Source organism: Niallia sp. Kr1 (assembly GCF_050389805.1).
GTDB lineage: Bacteria > Bacillota > Bacilli > Bacillales > Cytobacillaceae > Bacillus_BD.
Window position 1 is genome coordinate 3,405,253 of record NZ_CP130945.1, and the last position, 14,305, is coordinate 3,419,557.

The following is a 14,305-nucleotide window of genomic DNA, read 5'->3' on the forward strand; positions in this document are numbered from 1 at the left end:
TCCTCCTCATATTCTAAAAATTTTGGTTAAACCATCATTTCCATTGATTGGCTTGTTTCTTGCTTGTAACTAATTGTTTTTCCATCGATAAGCATTTTAGGGTGTACGATACATTGAAATGCATCATCAGAAGAAAGCTGTTGTGTTGTTAACGAAATTAAGCCTTTTTCAATCTTTTTTATTTCATTATTTTGTTTAATGCGCATATCATCTGGTTGTAGCGCTATAATTAATTGATGCTCTTGACCCATCACTTTATATGGAATCACCCTTATTTTATTTTCCCAATGGGCTGCAATTGACTTTTCTCCCATAATGACAGCTTCTCCTTCTTTGGCTATCATACTTAATTCTTCTGTCAAATCATCAATGATTCTATTAATAGAAACAAACATAACTGGCCACTTTGTAATCGGGTCATATAATTGGTTTCCGCTATCAACTAGCCCCTTAAATAAGTATACTTTCCCGTCAAGAACAAGTTCTACTTCGACCAGTTGATCATATTGAATTTTAGTTACTTCAATTCTATCGAAATTCTTTCTAGAAAAATGCCAAGCTAGCGGAAAGCCTATGACCACAAACAACCAACTAATCGGATCTCCAAAACCTTGGATATTAGCTAAAAATAGGGACGACGTGAGATCATAATCAAATCTAGCAAAATAATGGATCCCAATCAGCGACCCTCCTATTAAGAATGTTGTTAAATAAAAAGTCAGCAGTCCCGTTATAAAATATTTAAAACGTTTATAACCAAAGACTGTTAAAATCATTAAAATGGAGAATAACAACTTCACGAATGGATGACTAAAAATTGCATGATACGGTGTAATCGTTAATAAGATAATGATAGAACCAATGAAACCACCCACACAGATTCTCCAAATACGTATATCCCTTTTTAGAACAAGGGCTGTTAAATAAAGAAGGAGGCTATCAAATAAAAGATTTAATAACCAAATAATATCGAGATATATCGCCAAATAGCTCCCCTCACGATCATTTATTCAAATTCGCACTACTGTTTGAAGTTAATCCGCTTATGAAAGAGTATACCCTACCTGTACTGCAGAAGTGTGTCACTTTCTGTTCACAAAAAATCAATAATTTTCACCTTTCACACCGGATTTTGTCAATAAAGCATACTTCCAATAAATGGTGGGAGTCTGTTAGCATAGAAGATAAATAAAAAAAAGAAGCACAGTTAAATGACTGCGCTTCTTTTTTTTATTTATCTTCTTCTATTCCGATTTCTAAGGAAGGTAGGGACGTCTAAGAAGTCATCTCCTTGCCCTCCTGTGTTCCTTGGTTGCTCTTGTGGAGCTACTTCTTCACGTTTAGGTTCTCTTTTAGGTACATTTGTAGTAGGTTTATGTTGTTGTCCTAGTGCAGGTCTTGTTGGTTTTGGCTGCAATACCTCTTCGCTGAACCCTGTTGCAATAACCGTAACCACAATTTCATCCTTGAGATTATCATTAATGACAGACCCAAAGATCATATTCACCTCTTGATCAGAAGCAGTCGCTACAATATCCGCAGCCTCCTGAACTTCGTACAAACTTAAATTAGAACCACCCGTAATATTTAACAATACACCCTGTGCACCATCAATAGAGGTTTCTAGAAGTGGCGATGAAATTGCCTTTTTCGCTGCTTCTGCTGCACGGTTTTCTCCAGTCGCAACTCCGATTCCCATTAAGGCTGATCCTTTATTGGACATGATTGTTTTTACATCGGCAAAATCCAGATTGATTAGACCAGGTACTGCAATTAAGTCAGAAATCCCTTGAACCCCTTGGCGTAGAACATTATCAGCCTCACGGAATGCTTCAAGCATTGGTGTGCTTTTATCAACGATTTCAAGAAGTCGATCATTTGGAATCACAATCAATGTATCGACAGATTCCTTCATTGCAGCAATTCCACCTGTTGCTTGTGTCGCTCTTTTTCTACCCTCAAAGGAGAATGGTCTTGTTACAACACCCACTGTTAAGGCCCCTAAATCTCTTGCAATTTGGGCGACCACAGGAGCAGCACCAGTACCAGTTCCTCCTCCCATACCGCAGGTAACAAAAACCATATCCGCACCCTTTAGAGCCTCTTCTAATTGTTCTTTACTTTCTTCGGCTGCTTTTTTTCCTACCTCAGGATTTGCCCCTGCCCCTAATCCTCTTGTTAACTTAGCACCGATCTGCATTTTCACTTCTGCTTTTGAAAGATTTAACGCCTGTGCATCTGTGTTTACTGAAATAAACTCAACACCCTGCACCCCATGCTCTATCATACGATTGACCGCATTGTTTCCACCACCGCCAACCCCAATTACCTTTATTGTTGCTAATGTGTCTAAATTTGTTTCAAATTCCAGCATGACAAATCCTCCTAATTCGTCGAAATTCCTGATAGCACTGCATAAAATTGATTGCTACATTTTACCAGAACACAGCTTTTACTCAAAAAAGTAACCGAAAAACTTTTTCATTTTGGATGAAACTTTTTCCTCTGACTGCTTTTCTGGTTTTGGTTGTTTACTTTGAGTTTGTTTAGCTTTTACAGGTCGTTTTTCATTCATCTCTTGGGTAACAGTAGCATTACTCATTTGTCTGCCTTGGATTTTAGCATTTTTATAAGCGAACTTGATAAGACCCACTGCTGTAGTATACTGCGGCTCTCTTACTCCAATATAATCAGGACTCGCAATTCGTACTCTATTCTGCAATACAATTTGAGCAATCTCTAAGATACCTGGTGTATTAGCAACACCGCCTGTTAGCACATATCCTCCAGGTACATCATGAACCCCTAAGCGATGTAGTTCTGCTAGTATTAACTCAAATATTTCTTCCATCCTAGCTTCGATAATATCACTTAATTCTACTTGGTTAAAGGACTGCTTTTGATCACTCCCAATCATGGAAACATCAAAAGTAATATCTTCTGAAGCATGATCATAAAAAGCATGTCCATATTTAAGTTTAATTTTCTCAGCTTCTTCTGATGTCGTACGAAGACCAATCGAAATATCCTTCGTGATATGCTCTCCTCCAACCGGTAGAACAGAAGTGGAAATCAATTCACCTTGATCAAACAAGGCAATTGTGGTAGATCCCCCGCCAATATCAACAAGAGCTACACCGAGATTCTTTTCGTCTTTAGATAAGGCATATGCTCCTGCTGCTAATGGCTGTAGGGTGATTTCTAAAATATCTAAACCAGCTTTTTCTACACAGCGTAAAATATTATGTAGTATCGTTTTTGAACCTGTTATAATAGACCCTTCCATTTCAAGACGAACACCAATCATCCCTCTTGGGTCATGGATCTCATCAAGACCATCTACGATAAATTGTTTAGGAATAACATCAATAATTTCTCTTTCAGGGGGGATTGAAACAACTTGAGCCGCTTCAATCACTCTGGAAATATCATCGTCTGTTATCTCTCTATTTTCACTTGCTACGGCTACAACTCCGTGTGAAGGCTGAAGCATGATATGATTTCCTGTAATTCCAACGATCACTTTCCTAATTTCCATTCCAATCATTCTTTCAGCCTGTTCTATTGCTCTCTTAATAGAATGAACGGTTTCATCTATATCCACAATTGAACCTTTGCGTAATCCTTCAGACGGAACATTTCCAACTCCGATAATATTAAGTGCATCGTTTACCATTTCACCTATGATTACTTTCACACTGGATGTACCGATGTCAAGGCTTACGTATATTTCATTGCTGTTCATTCTATGGCACCTCCCTTTACTAATCCTAATTGAACAACAAATGTCAAAAACAAGCAATAATTATATTTGACTGATTAGCGACTAATTTTCAATCTCCATCGTTCTAATAGATTCTTTTTATTAGTCTTTTTTTCTTATATCCTAAAATTATTCGTCAAATTTAATTGATTCCCTTTTTAAAAAATGATTTTTTTACATTTTTTCCTTATTTGCAGACCATTTCACCAGTAATATTCTTCGTATTACAGCAATATTTTGGAAAAGTCTAACTCCAAAGGCAAAAACAGCCGCTAAGTATAAGTCTACACCAAGATGAACACCTAGAAAAGCTAAACTTACAGCTAAAATGATATTAAAGAAAAATCCAGAAACAAATATCTTTTCTTCGTATACATTTTGCAAATGTGCTCGCATACCCCCAACTAAAGAATCCAATGCAGCCAAAACAGCGATGGATAAGTAATTAGAGTACTCTGGAGGGATTCTGATATCTGTTAAAAATCCAAGAAATAGACCGATCATTAAACCAATAATGGGAAGCCACATACCTACCCTCCTTTATAATTCTCTGCTAACTCCATGTTCTGAATTCTGATGGGATCTTTAAAGGCTGGAATCGTTATCTGTGGTTGAGGATTTGAAATTGATAGACGATAGTTTTCCATAAAGAATTCTTTGGAGGACTTAGATACTTGCATGTGTTTATATAGTTCTTCCGCTGCTTGTAAATCTTCTACTCCAACTTTGATGGAAATAGGTATTTTGTCAATAGGGTGACCATCCACCGTTGTGGCTCCATTGATCTCTCGTATGACAGAAGTGCTTATAAGCCTATTTTCATTAATGGAAATATGCTTTGCCCCATATTGATTTAATTCATTCATAAGACTTTGTAAAAGATACGCAGAAACGGGACGAATTGTTTCTCCTAACATGATCGTTTCTTTCGCATATTCAATGTTAATGGTGATCCCTGGAGAAACGATTTCGGTTAATCCTGCTTCTACTTTTAGTTCATTTAATGTTTCCTTTAAAACATTCACTTTTCCTTGTACCCTTTCACTCTCATACTGATTGATTTTTTCCTCAATGGACTGTATTTCTCGAATTAATCCTAAATACCGATCTTTTTCAATAATCAAGTCTTCTCTTAATTCCCAAGTATCCCTTGTATCTCTGATAACTGGTTCTTTCACACTCTGGTATTGAACCGCTAACATCAAACCCATCGTAAATGTAATCACCGTCATACTGATTTGTTTTTTTTTCATTAAATTAAATTCTCCTAGCAATACCCGAGTGATCACTAACCTTCTAAATTGGTATTGATAACAATCTCACTCTTTTTCTCCACTGTAAATCGAACATTTTCATTCACCAATATATCTTTGACTCCGCCATCTATATTGAGCGCTGCCGTCATGGTTTCAGGGTCGCCAATAGCTGTAATAACAAATGGTGCTGGGTGCTGTCTCCCATCAATTTCAATCACAGGTCCATTGCACAGAATATATGAATCATGTGATAATCGTTGTCCATTTACAGCAATAGCGCTAGCTCCTGAAATATTAAGTTCATTTATCACTTTAAAAATATGGTGTTCATGAACAATATATTGATTGGCATTTTGACTTTGAGGATTATAGTCAGCATCGTCCAAGATCACTTGGACTCCGCTACCCTTTACCTTCACTTTCCCTAAAAACATTCGATATTTTTCTGTTTCTTCCACAAGGTTTGAAAAAGTTACAGCTTCTTCTGAAAGTTCTTGTTCAATCTCTAACAAAAGACTCTGTGTATCATTTAATTTCTCTTGCAGTGATTGATTTTTTTCCTCCTGCTCTATTAATTCTTCTCGTAATTCCATATCACGTTCATATTGACTGCTCGTTAATTTTGGATGACTTTGTCTTTGAGCCGTAAATTGATAAGAATATGAAATCATAAATCCGAATACAACGGAAACCAGAGTTAGAATGATGTATTTACTCCGAACCGTTTTCTTGACCTTCGGTTCCTTCTGTTCCTTCGGATTCTCCAGTTTCTTCATCAGGTTCATCTCCTTTCGGCTCAAAAGCCTTAAAATATGAACCTACTTCTAAATTAATAACCCCTTTTTGATAGGGCTCTAGTTGACTGACAATCGCCGGATAATGCACCATTTTTTCTGCAAAAGTTCGAATCGTTGCACTTACTTGATTGCCGTCGTTCATATATAAGGTTATATGAAATGGATCCGATTCTGTCGGATCATAATGAACTTCTGAAATTGAATTTAGCACTTCTCTTGGTAATTGTTCAATAGCATTAATCATTTCTTTTAACGCCTTATCTTCTGTAAAGTCGAAAAGTATGGGCGCTGCTAATGGAATTTCCGTACTTTGATTTTTATTTAGCGTATTCCCATCTTCTAAAACAGGTAAATACTTATTTTCAAAAGAAATGTAGGCAATTCGCTGTAATTCTTCAACATCTATATGTATCGTTGCCGGGAACTGTTTTTTAACTTCCACTGTTTTAATTTCATCCAATTGTCTAATTTTTTTCTCGATCTCTTCATTTTCTACTTTCCAAATATTAGTACGACTTGATAAATTAGCCTTTGAAATAATGTCTTCATCTTTGTAGACATCATTTCCTGAGACCGTTATGTTTTGCACGTGGCTTAATGGGGATTGAAAATATAATATGCAAGCAATTAGAATGAAAAATAAAAGTAATAAAAAAATTAATCTGCGATTTGCCTTTTTTCTACGCTGTTCTTTTAATTTTGGAATTCGATCCTCAATTGAAACAACATTCTTCTTTTCATCCATATGCTTCACCACCTTTAACCTGACAAGTTTGCCTATGAGGACAAATCTGTTCATCCATGACCAAAAACAACGGCACGATGAATCATGCCGTTATTTTAATGATAATTTTCATATCAATATTTAATTATAGCATATTATAGTAGGATTTTATTGATTGTTTTCCTATATTTTACCTATTATTTCTACTTCGGTTTCTAAATGGACATTATATTTTTCAAAGATTGTCTTTTTTACATACTGAATTAACTGAAGAACATCCTCTGCTTTAGCATTACCAGCATTAACAATAAAGTTTCCATGCATATCGGAAATTTGTGCCCCACCTATTCTATGTCCTTTTAGACCAGCATCTTGGATTAATTTACCAGCGTACTGTGGTAACGGATTTCTAAAAATACTGCCCGCACAAGGTGAATCATATGGCTGTGTTACTTTTCGATAATCCTTATTTTTTTGCATAACGTCTACAATTTGCTCTTTATCGCCCTCTTTTAACTGAAACCGCGCCTCTACCACAATTCCAGGTCGTTTTTTTTGTAAAACAGAAGTTCGATAAGAGAATTCCATTTCTTCATTCGATAACCATTCAAGCGTACCATCATTAAATAAAATATGGGCTTCCGTTAAAATATTGGAGATATCTGAACCATGGGCACCAGCATTCATATACACGGCCCCCCCTACAGAACCTGGTATTCCACTAGCAAACTCTAGTCCAGATAAACCTTTTCTACTGATTAGCATGGCTAAAGCAACAAGTGAATATCCTGCACCAACTGTCAATACCGTGCCATCAAGGTTCATTTGATTGAGACTATTCCCAAGCTTAATAACAACCCCTTCAATCCCTTTATCTGAAACTAATAGGTTTGAACCACGGCCGATTGCCCGCCAATTAACTTGGGCTTTTGAAATGAGCTTCATCGTTTTTTCTAAACCTTCAATGGATGACGGTTCTATAAATAAATCAGTTGGACCCCCGATTTTCATTGTGGTATGACGGGCTAATGGTTCATTTAGTTTGACCATACCTACATTATTTTCATTAAGTTCCCGCATTAACTCATTGATTGTATTGTCCATAATGTCCTCCTGAACTAGTAATTAACATTAGTGTATGCAGTTAGAAATCAATAGGCTACTATCGTTGATTTACCAAATCCTTCATCAATTTGTATAATCTTCCTGCAGCATCTGGGATTCCTAAGTTTTTGGCTGCTTTTTTCATCTCTAACAGTTTATCTTGATCCATTAATATTCGATCGATTTCTTCGACAAGTTTTTGTCCGCTTAAATCTTGTTCTAGTACAACTTTTGCGGCATGATGATCACTTAAGGCCCTCGCATTTTTTTCTTGATGGTTATTTGTCACATAAGGACTTGGTATTAGAATACTTGGAATCCCTAAAGATGTTAGCTCCGCTAAGGTCGTAGCACCTGCACGGGCAACTGTAAGGTCAACTCCAGCAAGAATTTCGGGCATATTATGAATAAACGGTTTAATCACTACATTTTTCGGATTACCGATTAAATCCACTTCTTTTTTAACCTCATCATAATGAACATCACCTGTTACATAAAGAATCTGATACGGTTTTTGTCCAAGCATAGAAAGAGACTTCAAGACGGCTTCATTGATTGGTCTTGCACCTCGGCTACCCCCGACAATCAAAACAACTGGTTGACGCTCACTCAAACCGACCGATGCCCTTCCCTTTTTACCATCCTGATTTAATACTTCTGAGGCCCGTGGATTTCCCGTTAACACAACTTTTTTTTCAGGAAAAAATGCTTTTGCCTCCTCAAAACAAACAGCAATGCGATCCACATAACGACTCAAGAATTTATTGGTTAATCCCGGAACACTATTTTGTTCGTGTATGATCGTCGGAATTCCAAGCTTTGATGCTGCATAAACGACAGGACCGCATACATACCCGCCTGTACCAATTACAACATCTGCCTCAAACTCTTTTAATATCTTACGACTTTTACGGACACCCCTAATAAATCTAGAAATGGTTTTAACATTTTCAAACGACAGACTTCGTTTAAATCCTGTTATATGTATAGACTTAAAGGGGATTCCTTCTCTCACGACAAGATTACTTTCAAGTCCCTTTTCTGTTCCAATATATAAAAAGTTAACATCTTTAGATTCTTTTTGTATCTCTCGGATAAGAGCCAAAGCAGGATATATATGGCCCCCCGTTCCTCCACCGCTAACTATAATATTCATCGTTTCACCTCATAAAACAAATTTAAACGTTCTTTTCTCTCTGGTTTACATGTTACATAAGTTGATCATACATTCCCTATTCTACTATATTCTAAAGTTTAAAAAGATACCATCGGAAGATTGTAATAATCCTTTCATCATAAAAAATGCTGACCTGCTTGGTCAGCACTTTTAGGTAGTACTCTTTAATAACGTGAATACCTACTAATATTTAATAATACACCGATTGCCATCAACATTAAGGTTAGGGATGAACCTCCATAACTTAAAAACGGCAATGTAATACCTGTAACAGGCATTAAACCTGTAACTACGCCAATATTAATCATTACTTGAATGGCAACCATGGCGATAATTCCGACTGCTAAAAAGCTGCCATATAAATCTGGTGCACCTAAAGCAATCCGAATCCCACGCCATAATAACAGTGAAAATAATAATAAAATTAAGGATCCACCAATGAATCCTAATTCTTCTGCCAAAATAGCGAATATGAAATCGGTTTGCGGCTCTGGTAGGTAAAAGAATTTTTGTCTACTTTCACCAAGTCCTAATCCAAATAGTCCACCAGGACCGATGGCATATAAAGATTGTATAATTTGAAACCCGCTTCCAAGTGGATCCTCCCAAGGATCTAGAAACGATGTAATCCGTTTGATCCGATAGGGCGCAGATAATACGAGCGCAACAAAACCGGCAACCCCCATTAAACCTAACATCATAAAATGACTAATTCTTGCCCCTGCGATAAAAATCATAACAACACTGGTTCCAACCATTACCGTTCCTGTACCTAAGTCAGGTTGGAGCATGATCATTCCAAATGCCAAAAAGACCAAACCAAGAGAAGGAACTAATCCCTTTTTAAAAGAAGTTATATGTTTTTGGTTTTCAGATAAAAAACGTGCCAAAAAAATAATCATCGCTAATTTCATAAATTCAGATGGTTGAATTGAAAACGCTCCGATCCCAATCCAACTTCTAGAGCCATTCCGAACATTCCCTATACCAGGGATTAAGACTAATACCAGAAGAACAAAGCAAATGATAACTAATACTTTAGACCAAGTTCTCCATGTCCAGTAGTCAATATTCATAATAAAAAACATACCAATGATTCCAACACAGGCAAATAGCAATTGACGTTTAGCGAAAAAAAACGAATCATCAAATTTATATTCGGCCCAAACGGCACTGGCACTATATACCATAACAAGACCAATTGCTAAAAGGAAAAAAGTCAATAACATTAAAATAATATCAGGAGTCGTTTTTTTAGTCGGCAAAAGACCACACCTCGGAATGCAAGTTATTTGACCTGTAAAGAGAACAGCGGAAGCGCCTTGCCCAACTCCAGATGAACTGTCTTGTACAGGATGTACTGACATCAACTCTCCCCTTAAGATAAAGGAAACACGATGAGCACGTAAGTACAAATCCATGTTGACACAATCATTAGTAAGTCGTTCACTAAGAGCTAGGCGCTGGAGCTAGACATCCATCTAACTCCAAAAGCTTATCATTTCTAACCTATAACAAACTACAACTCTCTAAGACAAGCCCTTACTTAAGCTTATGCACCGTTTCTACAAAAATGTCCCCTCGCTCTTCAAAAGTTTTATATTGATCCCAACTTGCACATGCTGGAGATAATAGAATCACATCACCAGGTACAGATAAAGGGAAGGCACAAATTGCTGCTTTTTCAACATTATCGACACGCTGAATTATTTTTATTCCTGCTTCTTTTGCCACTCTTTCCAATTTTGGCGCAGTCTGTCCAAATGTGATGATTGCTTTTACATTTTTAAAAGAAGGGATTAGCTCATCAAATTCATTGCCACGATCGAGTCCACCAGCAAGTAAAATGGTTGGCTTTTCAAAAGCCATTAACGCCTTCTTCGTTGCTAATATATTGGTTGCCTTTGAATCATTATAAAAAAGTCTTCCATCTATTTCATCAATAAATTGAAGTCTATGCTTGACTCCTTTAAATGTGTTTAAAACCTGATAAATTGCTTCATTAGAAACACCTGTTAACTTAGCTGCGGCAATCGCTGACAAAACATTTTCAAGATTATGTGCACCAGGTAATACAATATCTGCAACCTTCATAATCCGTTCACCATTAAACAGTATCCAACCGTCCTTTACACATACCCCTTGGACGAGTTCCCGTTTAACCGAAAACGGAACGATTTGTGCCTTTGATTTCGCAGCGATTTCCATGACTTCCTCTTGTTCACTGTTCACGATAAAATAATCTTCACTGGTTTGATTTTTTGTAATATTCGCCTTTGCTTTTGCGTATTCTAATCTTGTCCCATGGTAATCAAGGTGGGCATCATAGATATTTGTTAAAATCGCGATTTTCGGTCTAAATGTAGGCGTCCCCATTAACTGAAACGAAGAAAGTTCAATCACAATTTGATTAAACTCCTTCGCAGCTTGTGCGACCTCAGATGCAACCGTTCCGATATTCCCCGCAATAAGAGGGGATTGATTCCCCACTTTCAACATTTCAAAAACAAGGGTTGTCGTAGTCGTTTTTCCATTTGTTCCAGTAATCCCAATAAATGGGGCCTCTGAAACCTGATAGGCAAGTTCTACCTCTGTAATGATCGGAATATTTAATTCCATTGCTTTTTGAACCATTGGGTTATGGTAGGGTATGCCTGGGTTCTTTACAATAAGTTCAAAACCTTCTTCTAATAATTCTAGTGGATGTTCGCCACAAATTACTGTTACCCCTTGCTCTAGTAAGTCCCGTGCTTCTGGATTTTCGGATAATGGTTTATAATCATTAACCGTAACAAATGCACCCAATTTATGTAATAATAGCGCTGCTCCAACCCCACTTTTTGCCAAACCTAACACTAACACTTTTTTATGGAGATACATATCAACCTGTTTCACCTATAACCACACCTCAATATAAATTCCTATGATTGAAAATAACAAACCTACCGTCCAAAAAGTAACGACTACTTTCCATTCACTCCAGCCTAATAATTCATAGTGGTGATGTAATGGACTCATTCGAAAAATACGTTTTCCGGTTGTTTTAAAACTTAGAACCTGTAAAATAACCGACAATGTTTCAATAACAAAAACTCCACCAATCACAAGAAGGATGATTTCCGCTTTGATCATAATGGCAATTGCGGCAATTGCCCCACCAAGCGCTAATGAACCAGTATCTCCCATAAATACTTTTGCAGGATGAGCGTTGAAAACCAAAAAGCCAAGTACAGCACCAACAATCGCTACAGCAAAGATGGCTACTTCAAACTGAGAAAGACTCCACGCGAGGACAGCGAAAGCACCGAATGCTATAGCTGCTGTCCCTGAAACAAGCCCATCTAATCCATCTGTTAAATTGACCGCATTAGAAAACCCTACTAACCAAAAAATAATAAACAAGGCATAAAAATACCCGAGATCAATGGAATAATTGATTAATGGTATTTCAATCGCTGTAGAAAATTCAAGTTGTCTCAATGCGATAAAAAAGACGACTGAAATGACAATCTGTCCAATCAACTTTTGCAAGGACGTTAATCCAAGATTCCTTTTCATAACCACTTTAATAAAATCATCTAAAAAGCCGAGTAATCCAAATCCAATCGTTACAAAAAGCAACAAATAGGTTGTCATCGTTGGTTCACTAAATTTTTCAGTCATCACAAGTGTTGTAACAATGATGGAAAAGAGAATCATAATTCCACCCATCGTGGGTGTCCCTGTCTTCTTTTGATGTGACTTTGGACCTTCGTCACGAATGCTTTGTCCAAATTTCAATCTTCTTAGAAAAGGGATAAAAATGGGGGACAATAATACTGTAATAAGAAATCCCATTAGAATTGTAAAGAAAAGTACTTGTTCTAACACGTTAGTCCCTCCTCCCCATCACGATTGTGTCATTCAAATTTATATAAATTAACATCTTTTAAATCTCTCCTCAATGGCTGTTTTTGCAACTAGACGATCATCAAAGTCAATGATGTCTTTTCCGATTATTTGATAGGTTTCATGCCCTTTACCAGCAATTAGGATCACGTCCCCAGTACTTGCTTCATTCACCACATATTGAATCGCTTGTTTCCGATCGATAATACTCTGGTAAACTTTCCCCTCTACACCTGATTCCATATCACGAAGAATTTGTTCTGGGTCCTCTGTTCTAGGATTATCAGAAGTAAAAACAGGATCTGTTGCTAATTCACAAGAAATTTTTGCCATTAATGGGCGTTTCGTTTTATCTCGGTCCCCTCCACATCCGACGACAACAAATATTCTTTTCTTCGCAAATTGTCTAATCGTTTTTAATACATTCTCTAGGCTATCAGGTGTATGAGCATAATCGACAATAACAGAAAAATCTTGGCCAGCATTTACTGCCTCAAATCGACCCGATACTCCTTCGGTTTCTTCAATTACTTTAATGGCATCTCGCAACGATATATTTGATACGAAAGCTGTTGCGATACTCGCTAACACATTATATACATTAAATTTACCAATTAATTTCATTTCAACATGATCATTTCCTAACGGACTTTGCAACTCGAAGGATGTACCCTTTGCTGTCATCCTAATATTAATTGCTTTGAAATCGGCATCGTGATCAATTCCATATGTCACAACTCTTGCAGCAGTCATCGTTTTGTACTTCTTGCTTGCCTTGTCGTCAGCATTGAGCACTGCGTATTTTGTTTTTTGGTCATGGTAAACATTTCCAAGCTGCGCAAATAATAAACCTTTTGCTGCTTCATACTCTTCCATCGTTTTATGAAAATCCAAATGATCTTGAGACAAGTTTGTGAAAACGGCGACATCATAGTCACAGCCATGGACCCTTCCTTCAACTAAGGCATGGGAAGACACTTCCATTACCGCTGTTGTAACCTCTTCATCAATCATGTTTTTAAACGTTTTTTGTAACATCAAACTTTCGGGTGTAGTATTTTTTGTATCATATATTTGATCTCCAATTTTGGAATACATCGTCCCGATTAATCCTGTCTTTTCTCCATGATCCGAAAAGATTTTTTCGATTAAATGACTGGTTGTTGTTTTTCCATTTGTTCCTGTAATTCCAATTAAATGGAGACTCTGTGTAGGATGCGAATAATAAAAGTCTGCTAGCAGAGCCATTGATCTTTTTGAATCCTTAACAACCACAACAGGAACATCAAGTGGTAGTTCTCTTTCTGCAATAATCGCAACAGCCCCTGCCTTCACCGCTGATTGAGCATAATCATGACCATCAACGGTATATCCATTTATACAAATAAACAAAGAGCCTGGTTTAACGTTTTGACTGTTATCTTCAATGCTCGTAATTTCAGGATTATCAAGATGATCAACTGGCATAAAAGGTAATAAATAGTGGATTAAAGTATGTAATTTCAATTTTTTCATCCTCTCAATAAAACATACGCTGGTAAATGATAAAAATGTACAGCTATATTATTTTACATGATAAATAGCAATTAATCTATT

General features: G+C 36.9%; 13 protein-coding genes. All 13 read right to left on the reverse strand.

The genetic code is table 11. From position 1 onward, the window contains the following. Positions 1 to 26: 26 nt before the first annotated feature. The 13 genes from spoIIGA to Q5760_RS16670 all read right to left on the reverse strand — a co-directional run bounded on the left by spoIIGA (position 27) and on the right by Q5760_RS16670 (position 14,215). Entirely contained in the window at positions 27 to 986 is a 960-nt protein-coding gene (gene spoIIGA, locus Q5760_RS16610) for a sigma-E processing peptidase SpoIIGA (protein ID WP_428908732.1), read from the reverse strand. A 248-nt stretch (positions 987 to 1,234) separates the two neighbouring features. Next, a complete protein-coding gene (ftsZ, locus tag Q5760_RS16615) occupies positions 1,235 to 2,374 on the reverse strand; it encodes a cell division protein FtsZ (RefSeq protein WP_428908733.1) in 1,140 nt (379 codons plus the stop codon). Positions 2,375 to 2,452: 78 nt separating this feature from the next. After that, the gene (gene ftsA, locus Q5760_RS16620; protein WP_428908734.1) at positions 2,453 to 3,745 is read right to left on the reverse strand and encodes a cell division protein FtsA; all 1,293 of its coding nucleotides are present in this window, start codon (positions 3,743 to 3,745) and stop codon (positions 2,453 to 2,455) included. A gap of 192 nt (positions 3,746 to 3,937) precedes the next feature. Continuing rightward, positions 3,938 to 4,291: a small basic family protein gene (locus Q5760_RS16625; RefSeq protein WP_428908735.1), complete on the reverse strand. Its 354-nt coding sequence runs from the start codon at positions 4,289 to 4,291 to the stop codon at positions 3,938 to 3,940. A 2-nt stretch (positions 4,292 to 4,293) separates the two neighbouring features. Continuing rightward, positions 4,294 to 5,016 (reverse strand): DUF881 domain-containing protein, encoded by a 723-nt coding sequence (locus Q5760_RS16630; protein ID WP_428908736.1) that lies wholly within the window; start codon positions 5,014 to 5,016, stop codon positions 4,294 to 4,296. 35 nt (positions 5,017 to 5,051) lie between these two features. Then, the gene (locus tag Q5760_RS16635) at positions 5,052 to 5,795 is read right to left on the reverse strand and encodes a DUF881 domain-containing protein (RefSeq protein ID WP_428908737.1); all 744 of its coding nucleotides are present in this window, start codon (positions 5,793 to 5,795) and stop codon (positions 5,052 to 5,054) included. Next, complete coding sequence (locus Q5760_RS16640) at positions 5,731 to 6,561, reverse strand: cell division protein FtsQ/DivIB (RefSeq protein WP_428908738.1); 831 nt, start codon at positions 6,559 to 6,561, stop codon at positions 5,731 to 5,733. The genes Q5760_RS16635 and Q5760_RS16640 overlap by 65 nt, the downstream gene beginning before the upstream one ends. Before the next feature lie 162 nt (positions 6,562 to 6,723). Next, positions 6,724 to 7,632: a UDP-N-acetylmuramate dehydrogenase gene (murB, locus tag Q5760_RS16645; protein ID WP_428912615.1), complete on the reverse strand. Its 909-nt coding sequence runs from the start codon at positions 7,630 to 7,632 to the stop codon at positions 6,724 to 6,726. Between the two features lie 70 nt (positions 7,633 to 7,702). Then, entirely contained in the window at positions 7,703 to 8,800 is a 1,098-nt protein-coding gene (gene murG / locus Q5760_RS16650) for an undecaprenyldiphospho-muramoylpentapeptide beta-N-acetylglucosaminyltransferase (protein ID WP_428908739.1), read from the reverse strand. 185 nt (positions 8,801 to 8,985) lie between these two features. Then, complete coding sequence (gene spoVE / locus Q5760_RS16655) at positions 8,986 to 10,086, reverse strand: stage V sporulation protein E (protein WP_428912616.1); 1,101 nt, start codon at positions 10,084 to 10,086, stop codon at positions 8,986 to 8,988. A 277-nt stretch (positions 10,087 to 10,363) separates the two neighbouring features. Further along, positions 10,364 to 11,716: a UDP-N-acetylmuramoyl-L-alanine--D-glutamate ligase gene (murD, locus tag Q5760_RS16660; protein ID WP_428908740.1), complete on the reverse strand. Its 1,353-nt coding sequence runs from the start codon at positions 11,714 to 11,716 to the stop codon at positions 10,364 to 10,366. Continuing rightward, positions 11,717 to 12,691 (reverse strand): phospho-N-acetylmuramoyl-pentapeptide-transferase, encoded by a 975-nt coding sequence (gene mraY, locus Q5760_RS16665; protein WP_428908741.1) that lies wholly within the window; start codon positions 12,689 to 12,691, stop codon positions 11,717 to 11,719. 48 nt (positions 12,692 to 12,739) lie between these two features. Beyond that, positions 12,740 to 14,215 (reverse strand): UDP-N-acetylmuramoyl-L-alanyl-D-glutamate--2,6-diaminopimelate ligase, encoded by a 1,476-nt coding sequence (locus tag Q5760_RS16670; protein WP_428908742.1) that lies wholly within the window; start codon positions 14,213 to 14,215, stop codon positions 12,740 to 12,742. Between the last annotated feature and the right edge of the window lie 90 nt (positions 14,216 to 14,305).